Origin of the sequence: Streptomyces pallidus (ex Mingjun et al. 2026), from assembly GCF_051550185.1 — a bacterium.
Taxonomy (GTDB): domain Bacteria; phylum Actinomycetota; class Actinomycetes; order Streptomycetales; family Streptomycetaceae; genus Streptomyces.
Genome location: NZ_CP196181.1, coordinates 5,013,476 through 5,030,856, shown reverse-complemented (window position 1 = coordinate 5,030,856; position 17,381 = coordinate 5,013,476). Strand labels below are relative to the sequence as shown.

Here is a 17,381-nt window from a genome sequence, read left to right as displayed (position 1 = left end):
CGGCGCTCTGGTCACCGCACTTGGTCGCCGGCGGGTGGGGTCGGCTCGCTCGTCAGCGGTGCCCCGCCGGTGAGCGGGGGCTCGCTGGTCAGTGGTGCGTGCGCGGCGCCGGCGAGCGGGGGCTCACTGGTGAGGGGCCCCTCGGCCGGCCCGGCCTGCGCCGGGAGGTGGGCCAGAAGCGGAACGGTGGCGGTGGCGGGGGCGGCATCGTTCACGGGGCGGGACCTTCCTTTTTCCGTAAGGGCGGTGAGGGCGGGTCAGCAGCAGGGAACAACGCCGTTCGACACCGCAGCCATACCCAGTGCAGGGCCCGGCATTCCTGGCGGTTCCGGGTCAGAACGCCCGCCCGCATTGACACTCCGCCCGCGCGGGTGGTGGGCTCGGGCTCGTTCGTACGAGCGGGGGACGCAGGTGGGACGAGGAGGCTTCGTGCAGCTCAAGGGCAGGAAGCGGACCACAGCGGCAGCTATTGCCGTCATCGGCGCGCTGGTGGGCGGTGCGGTGGTCGCCGGGCCGCTGGGCTCGCTGGTGGCGTCCAGCGCGCCCGACGCGGCGGGCGGCCCCGGCCCGGGCGTGGGCACCGGCGGCGGCGCGGCGGCCGCCCCCGCAGGCGCGCCGTCCGGTGCAGCCGCCGGCCCGCTGCTCGACCCGGGCGCGACCGCACAGCGGACCGCCGCCGAGGGTCCCGCGGTGTGGCCGCGGCCGCAGTCGATGACCGCCGATCCGGCGCGGGAGGTCCCGCTGGACGGCCAGGCCGTCCTGGTCGCGGCGCCGGGCGCCGACCCGTACGCGGTCGACGCGGTCCGCTCCGCGCTGCGCGAGGCGGGTGTCCGCATCCTGCACGAGCCCGGTCCCGGGGCGCCGATGCCCGAACGGGGCACGGTCGTACGGCTGGACGGCCCCGGCGCCGAGGAAGCGCTGCGGGCGCTGGGCGCCGCCGAGGCCGGGGACCTGCCCCGCGGCGGCTACCGGCTGGCCGTCGGCAAGGCCGGCGGCCGGGACACGGTCGCGCTGGCCGGCGTGGGCGAGGACGGCCTGTTCCACGGAGCGCAGACGCTGCGCCAGCTGCTGGCGGCGGGCAAGGGGAAGGTGCCCGGCGTACGGGTGCGGGACTGGCCGGCCGCGCCGGTCCGCGGGATCACCGAGGGGTTCTACGGGCAGCCCTGGACGAAGGAGCAGCGGCTCGCGCAGCTGGAGTTCATGGGCCGCACCAAGCAGAACCGGCTGCTGCTGGCGCCCGGTGACGACCCGTACCGGACCACGGAGTGGCGCGCGGAGTACCCGCGGGCGCAGCAGGACGAGTTCCGGGAGCTGGCCGAGCGGGCCCGCGCCAACCGGGTCGTCCTGGCCTGGGCCGTGTCGCCCGGGCAGTCGATGTGCCTGGCCTCGGCAGCGGACCGGGCGGCGCTGGCGCACAAGCTGGACGCCATGTGGGAGCTCGGCTTCCGGGCGTTCCAGGTGCAGTTCCAGGACGTCAGCTATTCGGAGTGGGGCTGCCGGGCCGACCGGGTCCGGTACGGGACGGGCCCGGCGGCGGCCGCGAAGGCCCACGCGGAGGTCGCCGGGGAACTCGCCGCGCACCTGGCCGCCCGGCACCCGGGCGCCGCCCCGCTGTCCCTGCTGCCGACGGAATACCACCAGAACGGCGCGACGAAGTACCGCACCGCCCTGGCCGACCGGCTCGACGAGCGGGTGGAGGTCGCCTGGACGGGCGTGGGCGTGGTGCCGCGCACGATCACCGGCAAGGAACTGGCCGGGGCGCGCAGCGCCTTCGGCCAGCACCCGCTGATCACCATGGACAACTACCCGGTCAACGACTGGGACCCGGGCCGGATCTTCCTCGGTCCGTACACCGGGCGCGAGCCGGCGGTCGCGGGCGGCTCGGCCGGGCTGCTGGCCAACGCCATGCAGCAGGCCTCGCTGTCCCGGATCCCGCTGTTCACGGCCGCGGACTTCGCCTGGAACCCCGGCGGCTACCGGGCCGGCGACTCCTGGGCGGCGGCCGTCGCCCAGCTGGCGGGCCCCGACCCCCGGGCCCGTACGGCCATGGCCGCGCTGGCCGGCAACACGGCCTCGTCGGCCCTGGCCCTGCCCGAGTCGGCTTACCTGCGCCCGCTGATGGACGAGTTCTGGCAGGCCCGTGCCGCGGGCGACGCGGCGGCCGGGGAGCGGCTGCGGGCTGCGTTCACCGCCATGCGGGAGGCCCCCGACCGGCTGCCCGCCCTGGCCGGCGAGGCCGGGCCCTGGCTGGCGCGGCTGTCGGCGTACGGGACGGCGGGCGAACTGGCGGTGGACCTGCTGCGCGCCCAGGCCCGCGGGGACGGGGCGGTGGCCTGGCGGACCTCGCAGACGCTGGCGGAGGCCCGCCGGAAGCTGGCCGAGCCGGACGCCGCCGGGCGCGTCGACAAGTCCGTGCTCGACGCCTTCCTGGCCAAGGCGGTCGCGGAGGCGGACGCGTGGACGGGGGCGGCCCGGCAGACGGGCACGGTGTCGCAGGAGCCGGGCGCCTGGACGGTCCGGCTCGACGCGGCGCGGCCGGTGACGGCGGTCACGGTCATGACGAACCCGTTGTCGGAGGCCACGCGGGGCGCGGCCGTCGAGGTGCACGTGCCGGGCGAGGGCTGGCGCAAGGTGGCCCAGGCGGCCGCCTCGGGCTGGACCCAGGCGGACGCCGGCGGGGTCGCCGCGGACGCGGTCCGGCTCTCGTGGGCCGGCGAGGACCCGGTGGTGCACCGGGTGGTGCCGTGGCTGGCGGACGGACCGGAGGCGTCGTTCGAGCTTCCGGAGTCGGTGGACGTGGAGATCGGCGGGGCCGCGCAGACGGTCACCGCGGAGGTGTCGGCGCTGCGGCCCGGCGAGGTGCGGGGGCCGCTGACGGCCACGCCGCCGCCGGGGGTCGCCGTGAAGCTGCCGGCCGAGGTGAAGGCTCCGCGCGGTACCCGGGTGCAGGTGCCGGTGGCGGTCACCGTCCCGGCGGCCACGGCTGCGGGCAGCTACCGGGTGCCGGTGGTGTTCGCGGGGCAGAGCCGGGTGCTGACGGTGCGCGCCGTCCCGAAGACGGGCGGCCCGGACCTGTTCCGCGCGGCGAAGGCCTCGTCGTCGGGGGACGAGACGCCGGCGTTCCCGGCCTCGGCGGTGGTCGACGGCAACGCCGCGACGCGCTGGTCGTCCCCGGCGGCGGACGGCGCGTGGTGGCAGGCTGAGCTCGCGTCCCCGGCCCGGATCGGGCTGTTGGTGCTGCACTGGCAGGACGCGTACCCGTCGGCGTACCGCGTGGAGACCTCGGTGGACGGGTCGTCCTGGCACCGGGCGGCGACCGTGACGGGCTCCCGCGGCGGTCAGGAGTCCGTCCGGCTGGACCCGGCGGACGCCCGGTTCGTGCGAGTCACCTGCGAGAAGCGCGCCACGAAGTACGGCTGCAGCCTGTTCTCGGCGGAGGCCTACGCCGTCGTCCGCTGACCGGCTGCCACGACCGGATCCGGGCGCTTCGGCCGGATCCGGTCTGGTCGGGGCCCCGGCCGGGCGGCCAGACTGGGGATCATGGAGACCTTGGTGTCCGTCGGGAACGGCGAGCTCTGGGCGGAGGATTCGGGCGGGGGCGCTGGAGGCGGGGGCGGCGGGCTGCCGCTGGTGCTGCTCCATCCCGGTGTCGCCGACGCGAGGGTCTGGGACCCGGTCCTGCCGGTGCTCGACGGCCGGCTCCGGGTGATCCGCTACGACGCCCGCGGCTTCGGCCGCTCCCCCGCGCCGACCGCCCCGTACTCCCAGGTGGAGGACCTCGCCGCGGTCCTCGACCACTTCGGGCTGGACCGTGCCGTGCTGGTCGGCTCCAGCATGGGCGGCGCCACCTCGATCAGCCTGGCCCTGGCCGCCCCGGAGCGGGTGGCGGGCCTCGCCCTGTTCGTGCCCGGTGTCACCGGCTACGACGGGCTGACGGCCCCCGGGTTCGTCGAGCAGGTGGGCGGGCTGGCCGCCGCCGGTGACCTGGAGGGCATCGTCCGGCTCGGGCTCGGCCTGTGGGGAGCGGCCGGCGGCGGCACGCCCGAGGCCGACCCCGTCGCCGCGGACTGGCTCAGGGGGGTGCTGCCCGCCTGGTTCGCCGGGCTGCAGCGGGAGGACGCCCCCGCCTTCGAGCGGCTCGGGGAGATCACCGCACCCGCGCTGCTCGCACTGGGTGAGCAGGACCGGGCCGAGGTCGTGCGGTGCAACGAGGAGATGGCGGCCCGGATCCCCGGCTGCCGCCTGGTGCGCCTCGCCGGCTCCGACCACTATCCGACGCTGCGCGAGCCGCGGACCGTCGCCCGCCTGATCGAGGAGCTCCACGCCGCGGCGACCGGCTGACCGGCACGCGCTCCCGCCGCCCGGGCGGCCGGACGCACGGCCGCGGGTCGGGAGGCGGCTGCGGCTGCGGGTGGCGCTGCGACTGCGGACACGGGCACGGGCACGGGCACGACGCAGGGCCCCGGCGACCTGCCGGGACCCTCGCCTGCCGGAGCCGCCGCGCTAGGAGACGGCGGCGGCCGCTCCGATCCGGTCCAGGTCGTCGTCCGCGCCGTACGGCTGGAGGTACGGCATCCAGCGGGGATCCCGGTGCCCGGTCCCGATGATCCGCCATGCGAGCCCGGACGGCGGGGCCGGCTGGTGGCGCAGCCGCCAGCCCAGGTCGACCAGGTGCCGGTCGGCCTTGACGTGGTTGCACCGCCGGCATGCGGCGACCACGTTGTCCCACACGTGCTGCCCGCCCCGGCTGCGCGGGATGACGTGGTCGACGCTCGTGGCGACACCGCCGCAGTACATGCAGCGGCCGCCGTCACGGGCGAAGAGTGCGCGACGGGTGAGTGGAACGGGCCCCCGGTAGGGGACCCGCACGAAACGCTTGAGGCGTACCACGCTGGGAGCGGGGACGGCCCGGGTCGCGCTGTGCAGAAAGGCGCCGGATTCCTCCAGGGAGACTGCCTTGTTCTCCAGGACGAGGACAAGCGCGCGGCGGAGCGGTACGACGCCGAGCGGCTCGTACGACGCATTGAGGACCAGGACGTGCGGCACGGACTGCCTCCTTGTACGCCGGCGGCGCGTGGCTCGCGCCGGGACGATCTGCTCTCCAGTCTCTCCTTACGGCTGGTCGAAGCGCCACCACGCGCCCGTAACGGGTCGGAGGTGTTTTCAACCACACTTCCTTCATCCCCAGGTGAGTCTGGTCTCTCCCTCGAACAAGGCAACAGGGTCACCGGAACGGCCCCGTTAGTGTGGAAGGCCTGCCCGGCACACCCCTTTCACGGGCAGACCGCTACACCTGGAGGTTCCCGCCGTGCCCTGGCCCGCCGCCCTGTTGCCCCTGGCAGCCGACTCCCCGGACCCCGCCGCATCGGTGAAGGAGGCCCACGAGAGCGTCACGAACGCGGCCAGCTTCATCGAGGAGAACTGGGCCGGATGGCTGTACCTGGGCCTCAGGATCCTGCTGATCGTGGTGATCGCGGCTGCACTGCGCTCCGTGGTCCGCAAGTCGCTGACCAAGCTCATAACGCGCATGAACCGGGGCGCCGAGGCCGTCGAGGGCACCGCCCTGGGCGGACTCCTCGTCAATGCCGAGCGGCGCAGGCAGCGCTCCGAGGCGATCGGCTCGGTGCTGCGCTCGGTGGCCTCGTTCCTGATCCTCGGCACGGCGAGCCTGATGGTGCTGGGCGCCCTGGACATCAACCTGGGCCCGCTCCTGGCGAGCGCGGGTGTGGCCGGTGTGGCGATCGGTTTCGGTGCCCGGAACCTGGTGACGGACTTCCTGTCCGGCGTGTTCATGATCCTCGAAGACCAGTACGGCGTCGGCGACAAGATCGACGCGGGGGTGGCCTCCGGCGAGGTCGTCGAGGTCGGCCTGCGGGTCACCAAGCTGCGCGGCGACAACGGCGAGATCTGGTACGTCCGCAACGGTGAGATCAAGCGGATCGGCAACCTCAGCCAGGGCTGGGCGACCGCGGGCGTGGACATCCAGGTCAAGCCCACGGAGAGCCTGCCCCGGATCCGCGAGGTGATCGGGACCGTCGCCGACGGGATGGCCAAGGAGACGCCGTGGGACGAGCGGCTGTGGGGCCCGGTCGAGGTGCTGGGCCTGCAGGAGGTGCTGCTGGCCTCCATGACGGTGCGGGTGTCGGCGAAGACGATGCCGGGTCAGCAGTTCGCCGTCGAGCGCGAGCTCCGCTGGCGGATCAAGGAGGCCTTCGACGGGGCGGGCATCGGGATCGTCGGCGGGCTGCCGGCCGCGGAAGAAGAGGAGGCCCCGGCGGACCCGTCGGCCACCGTGGCCGCCCCGTCCGCCCTGGCCAACCCGGCGTCCCCGCAGGCCCAGGCCGCGGCCCCGATCCCGGCGCCGGCCGCGGCCGGCTCCCCGCGGATCACGAAGTAGCCGCCCCGCGCCGAGCGCACGGAACGAGGGAACTGCCCCCGCCAGGCCACCGCCTGCGGGGGCAGTTCCCTCGGGTCCCCGGGACGGGTCCCCGAGGGCCCCGGCGGGTCTCCGAAAGACCCCGCCGGCTCCCGTCGAGTCCCGTTGACAGGCCTCGAAAACCGATAGGAAACTTGCCTGACAGTCTTCGGACGAGAGCGAGCGCCCGTGACCGGCCCGACCTCCCGCACCCCTCCCGGCCGGCCCCCCGGCCCGGGTTCCGGTCCGGCCGCCCCCGGAACGCCCGGCCTGCTGCGCGCCATGAACGACCGCACCGCGCTCGACCTGCTGCTGGCCCACGGCCCCCTGTCCCGCACCCGGCTCGGCGAGCTCACGGGCCTCTCCAAGCCCACCGCCTCCCAGCTGCTGGCCCGCCTGGAGGCCGCCGGGCTGGTCGTGGCGGGCGGCACCACCGCCGGCCGCCCCGGCCCCGGAGCCCGGCTGTACTCGGTCAATCCGCGGGCCGCGCGCGTCGCCGGAGCGGACGTCACCCCGGACCGGATCGTCGCGGCCGTCTGCGACCTCACCGGCCAGGTGATCGGCAGCCACGAGCTCGCGTACCCCGCGGACGCCGGGGCCGACGGGGCACCAGGGGCCGGCGGGGACGCCCGGGCGGCGGACCGGCTCACCCTGGCCCTGGACGGGGCCGCCCGCGCCGCCGGACTGCGTCTCTCCGACCTCCACGGCGCGGTCGTCGCCACCCCGGGATCCTTCGACCCCCGCACCGGAGTGCTCCGCTACGCCGGCCACCTCCCGCGCGGCTGGCACTCCCCCGCCCTCCTGGACGAGCTGGCGGCGGCCCTGCCGCTGCCGGTCGCGTACGAGAACGACGTCAACCTCGCCGCGATCGCCGAGCAGCGGCTCGGCGCGGCCCGCGGCCACGAGGACTTCGTCCTGCTGTGGAACGAGGAGGGCCTCGGTGCGGCCCTGGTGCTCGGCGGCCGGCTGCACCGCGGCTGGACCGGCGGCGCGGGCGAGGTCGGCTTCCTGCCCGTGCCCGGCCGCCCGCTGGTCCGGCAGGTCACCCGGGTCAACTCCGGCGGCTACCAGGCGCTGGCCGGGGCACGGGCGGTGCCGGAGCTGGCGGCCGACCTGGGCATCGCGGTGCCGCCCGCGGGCCCGGCCGGGCCGGGCCCGTCCCTCCCCGGGCAGGGCCCCGGGGCGACGGTCGGCCCGGCGGTGGCGCTGCTCCGGCACGCCGCCGCGCACCCCGGGGGCGTGCAGCTGAGGCTGCTCCGGCGGTACGCCACCGCCCTGGCGACGGGACTCGCCTCGCTGGTGGCCGTGGTGGACCCGGAGGTCGTGGTCCTCTCCGGCGCGGTGAACGACGCCGGCGGGGACGTCCTGCGCGAGCTGGTCGCTGCCGAACTCGACGACCTCGCCCCCTCCCGGCCCCGCCTGGTGTCCGGGACCGTACGCGAACGGCCCGTGCTGCGCGGTGCGCTGGAGAGCGCCCTCGCCGCCGCCCGCGACGAGCTGTTCGACACCTCCCGCCGCTGACCCCTTCCCCCCGCGCCCGTGCCGGCGCGTCCTTCCGCAGGCGTCACCCGACCCCCGACCGAAAGGCTGGCGACCGTGACCATGAAACTCGCAGTGGTGGGCGGCGGTTCCACCTACACCCCCGAACTGATCGACGGGTTCGCCCGGCTGCGCGAGACCCTGCCGATCGGCGAGCTGGTGCTGATCGACCCCGCCGCCGAGCGCCTCGGACTCGTCGGGGCGCTGGCCCGGCGGATCTTCGCCCGGCAGGGCCACCCCGCCACGGTCACCACCACCGGCGACCTCGACGCGGGGGTCGAAGGAGCCGACGCCGTACTGCTCCAGCTGCGCGTCGGCGGGCAGACGGCCCGGCTGGGCGACGAGACCTGGCCGCTGGAGTGCGGCTGCATCGGGCAGGAGACCACCGGTGCCGGCGGGCTCGCCAAGGCGCTGCGCACGGTCCCGGTGGTCCTGGACATCGCCGAGCGGGTCCGGCGGACCAACCCCGCCGCCTGGATCATCGACTTCACCAACCCGGTCGGGATCGTCACCCGGGCCCTGCTGCGGGCCGGGCACAAGGCGGTCGGATTGTGCAACGTGGCCATCGGGCTGCAGCGGAAGTTCGCGGCCCTGCTGGGCCTGGCCCCGGGCGAGCTCCACCTGGACCACGTCGGCCTCAACCACCTCACGTGGGAGCTGGGCGTGCGCCGGGGCGGCCCGGTCGGCGAGGACCTGCTCCCGGAGCTGCTCGCCGCCCACGGGGAGACCGTGGCCGCCGAACTGCGGCTGCCGCACGCGGTGCTGGACCGGCTCGGCGCGGTGCCCTCGTACTACCTGCGCTACTTCTACGCGCACGACGAGGTGGTGCGGGAGCTGGGCGGGAAACCGTCGCGGGCCGCCGAGGTGGCCGCCATGGAGCGGGAGCTGCTCGCCCTGTACGCGGACCCGGCGCTGGACGCGAAGCCGGCCCTGCTGGCCCGGCGCGGCGGGGCCTTCTACTCGGAGGCGGCCGTGGACCTGGCGGCGGTGCTGCTCGGCGACGGAGCCGGCAGCGCCGCGGGGGCGGCCTCCGTGCAGGTGGTCAACACGCTCAACAACGGGACGCTGCCCTTCCTGCCGGACGACGCGGTCATCGAGGTCCAGGCCCGCGTCGACCGGTCCGGGCCGGTGCCGCTGGCCGTGCCCCGGCTGGACCCGCTGTACGCCGGGCTGATCGGGCACGTGACGGCGTACGAGGACCTGGCGCTGGACGCGGCCCTGCGCGGGGGCCGGGAGCGGGTGTTCCGGGCGCTGCTCGCACACCCGCTGGTCGGCCAGTTCGACCGGGCCGAGGGGCTGACGGACCGGCTCCTCGCGCACAACAAGGAGTACCTGCCGTGGGCGTGAGCCGACCGCCTGCGGCGGAGCGGCCCGCGGTCCTCGCCCTCGACGCGGGCAACAGCAAGACGGACGCGGCCCTGGTCGGCGCGGACGGCCGTGTGCTCGGCACCGGGCGGGCCGGCGGCTTCCAGCCGCAGCGCACCGGGATCGGCGCGGCCGTGGACGTACTGGAGCAGGCCGTCGCGCAGGCCGTCGCGCAGGCATCCGCGTGGATCGGCGCGCAGGCCTCCACGCGGGCCGGCGCGCCGGCTGCGGCGGTCGGGCTCCCGTACGCCGACCTCGTCTCGGCCTGCCTGGCCGGCGCCGACTTCCCGGTGGAGGAGCAGCAGCTCGCCGACGCGATCGCGGCCCGCGGCTGGGGTGCGGCCACCCTGGTCCGCAACGACACCTTCGCGCTCCTGCGGGCCGGTCTGCCGGGGGCGGAGCCGCCCCGTGGGGTGGCGGTGGTGTGCGGGGCGGGCATCAACTGCGCGGGCGTGCTGCCCGACGGGCGCACCGCCCGGTTCCCGTCGGTCGGCCCGATCTCCGGCGACTGGGGCGGCGGGGGCGGCCTGGCGCGGGAGGCCCTCTGGTGGGCGGCGCGGGCCGAGGACGGCCGGGGCGGTCCCACCGCCCTGGCGGCGGCGCTGCCGGGGCACTTCGGGCTCGGCTCCATGGCCGCGCTGATCGAGGCGCTGCACCTGGGGCACCTCGCGCAGCGGCGGATCCACGAGCTGGTGCCGGTGCTGTTCGCGGTGGCCGCGGCCGGCGACCGGGTGGCCGAGGCGCTCGTGGAGCGGCAGGCGGAGGAGGTGGTCACCCTGGCATCGGTCGCGCTGGCCCGGCTGGACCTGCTCGCGCAGGAGGCTCCGGTGCTGCTCGGCGGGGGCGTCCTCACCGCCGGACACCCGCAGCTCGACGGGCGGATCAGGGCGGGGCTGGCCGAGCGGGCGCCGCTGGCCCGGGTGTCGGTGGTCGCGGCCCCGCCGGTGCTGGGAGCCGCCCTGCTGGGGCTGGACGCGGTGGCGGCGCCGCCCGCGGCCCACGCGCAACTGCGTGCCCATTTCGGGTGAACCTCCCCGCGGCGGCCCCGCATCTGGAACCGTGACGGGCGGGCAGACGTATGGACGGCGAAGGGGTGGCGGGCGAGCCGGGGGCGCGCAGGGGGGCGCGCAGGGGGCGGAGGGCGCGGGACGGGGCACCGGGTGCTGTGATCCACCGCCCTTCCGGCCATACTGCTGCGAAGCATTTCAGGACAAGGGGCAGCACCGAGGGGGAGGTCAGGGTGGCCATCACAGCACGCGCTCATGCGCCCGGCGGCGACGCGGGACCACCCGCGGTACCGCCGGGGGGCCCTGCCCGGCCCGGTACGGCCTGGGCCGAGGGCGTGGAGCGGCTGCGCGCCGCCGCCACGACCGAGCCCGGCCGGCTGCGCACCATCGGGGCCGTACTGGCGGCGCTGGTGCTGCTGTTCGGCGTGGTGACGGTGTGGGAGGTCTCCGACCGGGTGGCCGCGGCGGAGGACGTGGTGGGCCGCAGCCAGCCGCTGAGCGCGGACGCGGCGAGCATCTACCGTTCGCTCGCGGACGCCGACACGGCGTCGTCCAGCGGCTTCCTGGCCGGGGCGGACGAGCCGCGCGAGGTCCGGGGGCGGTACGAGAAGGACATCGCCAACGCCTCCCGGCTGCTGGTGAGCGCGGCCGCGAACACCACGGCGGACGAGGACTCCCGCAAGCAGATCGCCCTGCTCGGCGAGCAGCTGCCCCGCTACACCGGGCTCATAGAGCAGGCGCGGGCCACCAACAAGCAGGGGCTGCCGCTCGGCGGCGCCTACCTGCGCCACGCCAACGAGCAGATGAGCACCCAGCTCCTGCCCGCCGCGCAGCGGCTGTACGAGGCGGAGACGGGCCGGCTCCACCGGGACCACGACGAGGCCCGGGCGCTGCCGCTGGCCTCGCTGGGCACCGGGCTGCTCGCGCTGGCCGCGCTGGTGTGGGCGCAGCACCGCACCTACCGGCGTACGAACCGGGTCTTCAACCACGGCCTCGTCGCGGCGACCGCCGCCTCGCTGGTGGTGCTGCTGTGGCTGGTGGTGGGGCACGGGCTGGCGCGTTCGGCGCTGACCGAGGCGCGCACGGACGGCCAGGAGTCCCTGAAGGTCCTCAACGACGCGCGGATCGCGGCGCTCCAGGCCCGCGCGAACGAGAACCTGACGCTGATCGCACGGGGCGCCGTCCTGGCCGAGGACAAGAAGTCCGACAAGTACGACGTGGACTTCGCGGCCGACATGAAGGACCTGGACGCCGGTCTGGCGAAGGCCCTGCGGCTCGCCGACGACGCCCCGGGCCGGGAGCCGGTCACGGCCGCGGCGGACGCCGTCCGGCAGTGGAAGCAGCGGCACGCGACCGCCCGGGAGACGGACCTGCGGGGCGACTACCAGGACGCGCTGCCCCAGGTCATCGGGGACAAGGGCCACAAGGACAGCAGCGGGGCATCGTTCGACCGGGTGGACGCCTCCCTGGAGCGGGCCCTCGCCCACGAACAGCAGGAGTTCACCCTGGCGGCCCGGGACGGCCTCGGCGCGCTGGGCGGTCTGATGGCGGGTTCGGCGGCCCTGGCCGTCGTCGGCGCCGGCGCGGCCCTGCTCGGCATAGGGCGCCGGCTTTCGGAGTACAGGTGACAGCGATGCGGATACGCGTGGGCGGGGACGGAAGCGGGGACGGGCGGGGCGCTGCCGGAGCCGGCGGCGGCCCGGCCGCCGGACGTGCCCGCACGTCCGGGCTGCGCCGTCTGGCGCGCCGGCTGCGGGGCTGGGGCGGCGTCAGCGCGATGGCCGGCGCCTGCGCGGTGACGGCGGCGACCGTACTGCCGCCCCTGGCCCAGGCCTCCCCCGACGGCGGCCGCCCGGCCGTGGTCCACCCGCTGCCCGACGCGGTGCCGGCCGCCCCGCAGACGCCCTGGACGCTCACCGACACCTGCCCGGACCCGGAGGCCAGCCTCCGCCCGTCCGGTGGGGACGGGCCCACGATCGAGCGCATCCGCAAGGCGGGCAAGCTCGTCGCGGGCGTCGACCAGAACAGCTTCAAGTGGGGGTACCGCAACCCGGTCGACGGCCGCCTCGACGGCTTCGACATCGCCCTGGTCAAGGCCATCGCCAAGGACATCCTGGGCGACGAGGACGCCGTCATCTACCGGGCCATCCCCACCAGCCAGCGCATCCCCGCGCTGCAGGACGGCCGCGTCGACGTCGTGGTCCGCACCATGACCATCAACTGCAAGCGGCTGGAGGACGTCGCCTTCTCTACCGCCTACTTCGAGGCCGGGCAGCAGGTGCTGGCCCCCAAGGGCTCGCCGATCACCGGCTACAACACCTCACTGAAGGGCCGCAGGATCTGCACGGCCGCGGGCTCCACCGCCGAGGCCGCCCTGAAGGGCCAGTCCTACGGTTCGGTGCCGGTCACCGTGCCCAACCAGCTGGACTGCCTGGTCCGGCTCCAGCTGGGCGAGGTGGACGGCATCATCACCGACAACGCGCTGGCGGCCGGCCAGGCCGCGCAGGACCCGTCCGTGCGGCTGGTCGGCTCCCCGTTCACCAAGGAGTTCTACGGGGTGGCCATGAACAAGGAGGCCCCCGACCTGGTGCGGCGGGTCAACAAGGTGCTGGAGGGCTACCGCGCCGGCGGTGACGGCAGCCCCTGGATGCAGGCCTACACCACCCACCTCAAGCCGGTGCTGCCCGGTGTGGCCGGGCCGCCCGCGCCCAGGTACCGGGACTGAGGCCGGTGGCACACGGGAAGCCCGACGGCTGGAACGCGGAGGCAGGTCAGGTGGAGACTGGTTCGGCCGTGATGAACCGGGACGACGTCGACCGCGCCCTGGCCCGGCTCGGCGCGGAGCACGAGGCCGTGGAGACCTCGCTGCTCGCCCTCCAGGACCACGCCGGGCGCCGGCTGCTGGAGGGCGCCGACCTGACGGGCGTCACCAAGGAGCGGTGGGCGGCCGCGGACGCCGCGATCACCCTGCTGTGGACGTACTTCGACGCCTACAGCGGGGCGCTGCACGCCGCCCGCGAGATCCGGGAGCGGCGCCGCTGGCCCGCCCGCGAGGAGCTGGTCGAGCTGACCGAGCGGCTGCGCGGGCCCGGCGTGCTGATCGCCGGGGCCGCGGCGGAGGGCGCGGCGATGGCGGAACGGCTCTCGCTCGCCGAGCTGGTGGCCCGGATGAACGAGCTGTACGCACGCTCGCTGGACGTGGTGGTGGCCGCCGACGCGGTGTGGTCGGCGCTGCCCGCCCGGATCGACCTGCTCTCCGCGGAGCTGCGCCGCACCCGCTCCCTCGCCCACTCGGTGGGGGTCCGCCCGGGCGAACACCCCTCGGGCGACGACCTGGAGGCCATCACCGCCGAGCTGACCGGGCTCCGCGCCCTGGTCATCGCCGACCCGCTGGCGTTCTGGCAGCCGGCGGCGGGCAGCTCCGCGCCCGGCGGCGGACGCCCGGACACCACCCGCTACGACCGGGCCGCGCTCGCGCTGGAGGACGTACGCCGGGAGATCGAGGCGGTGCTGTCCGTCCGGCAGGACGCCGAGCAGCGGCTGATCAGCCTGCGGGACGTGCTGTCGCGGGCCGACCGGACCCTCTCGGAGGCCCGCACGGCCCGGACCGAGGTCCTCGCGAAGATCGCGGCGTCGGAGGTCCCGGTGGTGAGCGGGCCGCCGACCGCGCTCCAGGAGCAGCTGGCGCTCGCTTCCGACCACCGGCGCAACGCCCGCTGGCACCGGCTCTCGCCGCTGCTGGACGCGCTGGAGGAGCGGGCCGAGGAGGAACTGCAGCGGGCCCGCGACTCGTTGACCGCGGTGACGGCGCCGCTGGCGGTACGGGCCGAGCTGCGCGGGCGGCTGGACGCGTACCGGGCGAAGGTGGCCCGGCTCGGTCTGGCCGAGGACCCGCTGCTGATCGAGCGGTACGACACGGCCCGGCGGATGCTGTGGAGCGCCCCGTGCGACCTGCGGGCCGCCGAACAGGCCGTGCTGCGCTACCAGCAGGCGGCCGCGGAATCACTGGCACCGCAGCAGGACCGGCCCGCCGGGCCGGATGAGGAGGACGCATGAGCCTGGCCGGAACCGCGTGCGGGCGCCCAGGATGCCCGGGGTCGTACGAGGACATGGGCGGCGGCGGGCTGTACTGCGACACCTGCGGGCTGGCGCCCGTCGGTGCCGTCGCGGGGGGCGCGGAGGACCTGGTGTCGCCGCCGACGGGGATGACGAGCCCGGCGCGCCACGCCGACCCGCGGGGCTCGCAGGGCTCGGGCCGGACGGGGTCCGCGCCGAACTCGTCCTCGGCGCGCTCCTCCCGCTCCTCGGGGTCCGGGCGCTCCTCCCGCTCGTCGCGGTCTTCGCGTTCCTCGTCCTCGCGGCGCTCGGTGTCGGGCCGGCTGCCGTGTGTCGCGTCGACCCGCTCGGTGTCGGTGCGCAGTTCGGGCTCTTCGGCCGGCTCCTCGGGCCGCAGCAGGCTCGGGGCCGGGCTGGTGAACGTACCGGAGGTGCCGCGCCCGGACCCGTCGACGGCGGTGCTGGAGAACCCGGAGGTGCCGGAGCGCAAGCGGTTCTGCTCGCGCTCGGACTGCGGGGCCCCCGTGGGGCGGGCCCGCGGGGACCGGCCCGGCCGGACCGAGGGGTTCTGCACCAAGTGCGGGCACCCGTACTCCTTCGTCCCGAAGCTCCGGCGGGGGGACGTGGTGCACGGCCAGTACGAGGTCGCGGGCTGTCTCGCGCACGGCGGCCTCGGCTGGGTGTACCTGGCGGTGGACCGGGCCGTCGCCGACCGCTGGGTCGTCCTGAAGGGCCTGCTGGACACCGGGGACCAGGACGCGATGGCCGCCGCCATATCGGAGCGGCGCTTCCTGGCCGAGATCGAGCACTCCAACATCGTGCGGATCTACAACTTCGTGGAGCACCTGGACCAGCGGACCGGTTCGCTGGACGGGTACATCGTCATGGAGTACGTCGGCGGCAAGTCCCTGAAGGAGATCGCGAACGAGCGGCGCCGGCCCGACGGCCGCCGCGACCCGCTGCCGGTCGAGCAGGCCTGCGCGTACGGCATCGAGGCGCTGGAGGCCCTCGGGCACCTGCACAGCCGCAACCTCCTGTACTGCGACTTCAAGGTCGACAACGCGATCCAGCAGCAGGACCAGCTGAAGCTGATCGACATGGGCGCGGTCCGCCGCATGGACGACGACCAGTCGGCCATCTACGGCACGGTCGGCTACCAGGCGCCGGAGGTGGCCGAGCTCGGCCCGTCCGTCGCCTCCGACCTGTACACGGTGGCGCGCACGCTGGCCGTCCTCACCTTCGACTTCCAGGGCTACACGACCGTCTTCGCGGACTCGCTGCCGGACCCCGAGCACATCGAGGTGTTCCAGCGGTACGAGTCCTTCTACCGGCTGCTGGTACGGGCCACCGACCCGGACCCGGACCGGCGGTTCTCCTCCGCGCAGGAGATGGCGGACCAGCTGACGGGCGTGCTCCGCGAGGTCGTCGCCCTCCAGACGGGCTCGCCGCGGCCGCAGCTGTCCACGCTGTTCGGGCCCGAGACCCGGGTCCCGGACACCCGGCTGTTCGCGGACCCGGCGGCGGAGGAGGTGTCCCGGCTGGGCGTCCGGGAGGTGGCGGGGCGGGGAGCCGCCGGAACCGGCTGGTCCGCGCTGCTCGGCAGAGCGGGCCGGGCGAGCCGGGCGGGCCGGGCCGGAGTGGCCGGCCGCGGCCCCGGGTCCGGCTCCGGCTCCGGGTCCGGCTCCACCCCGGCGGTGGGGCCGGCCGCCGCTGCCGCTGCCGTGGTGCCCCAGGGGGCTCCCGCCGGCCCCGGATCCGCCGGTGCTGCAGCGCCGCTGGGCTCCGCGGCCACCCGCAGGCACCGCCGGGGCGGAGCCGCCGCGTCCGTGCCCGCCCCTCGGCAGGCCCCGGCCCCCGCCCCCGTTCCGACCCCGGAGCCGCCGGTGCGTACGCGGCTGGCGCCGCTCGACGCCCGCGACACGGCGCTGGCCCTGCCCGTACCGCTGGTCGATCCGGGGGACCCCAACGCCGGCTTCCTGGCCGGGCTGCTCGCGTCCGCGCCGGCCGACCTGCTGACCGCCCTCGGCGCGGCACCCGCCGACTCCGCCGAACTTCGGCTGCGGGAGCTGCGGTCGCACCTGGAGCTGGGCGAACTGGACGCGGCCGGGGTCGTCCTGACGGACCTGGAGGCCCGCCACCCGGAGGACTGGCGGGTGGTGTGGGCCCGCGGCATCGCCTCGCTGGCCGCCGGCGACGACGCGATCGCCGCCCTGTCCTTCGACGCGATCTACGACGCCTTCCCCGGCGAACCCGCGCCGAAGCTGGCGCTCGGCCTGTGCGCCGAGGTCCTGGGGCAGCTGGACAACGCCGCCGAGTACTACCGGCTCGTGTGGATCACCGACCCCGGTTTCGTGAGCGCGGCCTTCGGCCTGGCCCGGGTCCAACTGGCCGCCGGCGACCGGAACGCGGCAGTGCGCACGCTGGAGTCCGTGCCGGAGTCATCCATCCACTACACGGCCGCACGGGTGGCAGCGGTACGGGCACGTCTGCGCGACCGGTCTCCCGAAGAGGCCCTGCTGCCTGACCTGACGGCAGCTGCCGTGCAGGTGGAGGCACTTGAGCGGCTCGGCCTCGACGCGGTCCGCCACCAAAGGCTGTCGACCGAGGTTCTGGGCTCGGCCCTGGACTGGGTACTGTCGGGTAGCCGGGGCAGTGACCCCGGCCGTACCACGCTGCTCGGCAGCCAACTGGACGAGCAGGGCCTGCGCTTCGGCCTGGAGCGCTCGTACCGCGTTCTCGCGCGGCTGGCGCAGCGGGGCGAGGACAGGATCGAACTGGTGGAGCGGGCCAACCGCCTCCGCCCCCGGACGTGGGTGTGAGTGATGTCGATGCATCGGCTGTCTGGCTGCCCCAGCTGCGCGGAGCCCCTGGAGGAGGGGGACCGTTTCTGCGGTTTCTGCGGCTCCCCCGTCAGCGCGTTCCCGCCCCCCCTCCCCCCGGACCAGCCGACGCTCGCCCTCCCGGCGCCGGCGCCGCCCGCCGGTTCTGCCGGAGCCGTC

Annotated in this window: 12 protein-coding genes; 10 read left to right on the top strand and 2 right to left on the bottom strand. The window is 76.0% G+C overall.

What is annotated here, in order from left to right:
- Positions 1-11: 11 nt before the first annotated feature.
- Positions 12-215: a hypothetical protein gene (locus ACSHWO_RS22230; protein WP_385850015.1), complete on the bottom strand. Its 204-nt coding sequence runs from the start codon at positions 213-215 to the stop codon at positions 12-14.
- A 214-nt stretch (positions 216-429) separates the two neighbouring features.
- On the opposite strand from ACSHWO_RS22230, the gene ACSHWO_RS22225 reads away from it, so the two are divergent.
- A complete protein-coding gene (locus ACSHWO_RS22225; RefSeq protein WP_438314152.1) occupies positions 430-3,459 on the top strand; it encodes a beta-N-acetylglucosaminidase domain-containing protein in 3,030 nt (1,009 codons plus the stop codon).
- An 81-nt stretch (positions 3,460-3,540) separates the two neighbouring features.
- Positions 3,541-4,341, top strand: a complete 801-nt coding sequence (locus ACSHWO_RS22220) for an alpha/beta fold hydrolase (protein ID WP_438314149.1) — start codon at positions 3,541-3,543, stop codon at positions 4,339-4,341.
- 162 nt (positions 4,342-4,503) lie between these two features.
- Here ACSHWO_RS22220 and ACSHWO_RS22215 read toward each other — a convergent pair whose 3' ends face one another.
- The gene (locus ACSHWO_RS22215) at positions 4,504-5,046 is read right to left on the bottom strand and encodes an HNH endonuclease (RefSeq protein ID WP_385849583.1); all 543 of its coding nucleotides are present in this window, start codon (positions 5,044-5,046) and stop codon (positions 4,504-4,506) included.
- Between the two features lie 262 nt (positions 5,047-5,308).
- Here ACSHWO_RS22215 and ACSHWO_RS22210 point away from each other — a divergent pair, with 262 nt between their 5' ends.
- The 8 genes from ACSHWO_RS22210 to ACSHWO_RS22175 all read left to right on the top strand — a co-directional run bounded on the left by ACSHWO_RS22210 (position 5,309) and on the right by ACSHWO_RS22175 (position 17,201).
- Entirely contained in the window at positions 5,309-6,397 is a 1,089-nt protein-coding gene (locus ACSHWO_RS22210) for a mechanosensitive ion channel family protein (protein WP_385849584.1), read from the top strand.
- Positions 6,398-6,697: 300 nt separating this feature from the next.
- The gene (locus ACSHWO_RS22205) at positions 6,698-7,936 is read left to right on the top strand and encodes an ROK family transcriptional regulator (protein WP_438314144.1); all 1,239 of its coding nucleotides are present in this window, start codon (positions 6,698-6,700) and stop codon (positions 7,934-7,936) included.
- Positions 7,937-8,017: 81 nt separating this feature from the next.
- The gene (locus tag ACSHWO_RS22200; RefSeq protein ID WP_438319222.1) at positions 8,018-9,301 is read left to right on the top strand and encodes a 6-phospho-beta-glucosidase; all 1,284 of its coding nucleotides are present in this window, start codon (positions 8,018-8,020) and stop codon (positions 9,299-9,301) included.
- On the top strand, positions 9,292-10,347 hold the full coding sequence (locus ACSHWO_RS22195; RefSeq protein WP_438314141.1) for an N-acetylglucosamine kinase: 1,056 nt from the start codon (positions 9,292-9,294) through the stop codon (positions 10,345-10,347). Before ACSHWO_RS22200 ends, ACSHWO_RS22195 begins: the two co-directional genes overlap by 10 nt.
- Positions 10,348-10,559: 212 nt before the next feature.
- Positions 10,560-11,954 carry a hypothetical protein gene (locus ACSHWO_RS22190; RefSeq protein WP_438314138.1) on the top strand — a complete coding sequence of 465 codons (1,395 nt, stop codon included), beginning with the start codon at positions 10,560-10,562 and terminating at the stop codon, positions 11,952-11,954.
- A gap of 149 nt (positions 11,955-12,103) precedes the next feature.
- Complete coding sequence (locus ACSHWO_RS22185; RefSeq protein WP_438319220.1) at positions 12,104-13,051, top strand: glutamate ABC transporter substrate-binding protein; 948 nt, start codon at positions 12,104-12,106, stop codon at positions 13,049-13,051.
- A gap of 71 nt (positions 13,052-13,122) precedes the next feature.
- Positions 13,123-14,382 (top strand): hypothetical protein, encoded by a 1,260-nt coding sequence (locus ACSHWO_RS22180; RefSeq protein ID WP_361084889.1) that lies wholly within the window; start codon positions 13,123-13,125, stop codon positions 14,380-14,382.
- Positions 14,379-17,201 (top strand): tetratricopeptide repeat protein, encoded by a 2,823-nt coding sequence (locus ACSHWO_RS22175; RefSeq protein WP_438314135.1) that lies wholly within the window; start codon positions 14,379-14,381, stop codon positions 17,199-17,201. The genes ACSHWO_RS22180 and ACSHWO_RS22175 overlap by 4 nt, the downstream gene beginning before the upstream one ends.
- Positions 17,202-17,381: the final 180 nt, after the last annotated feature.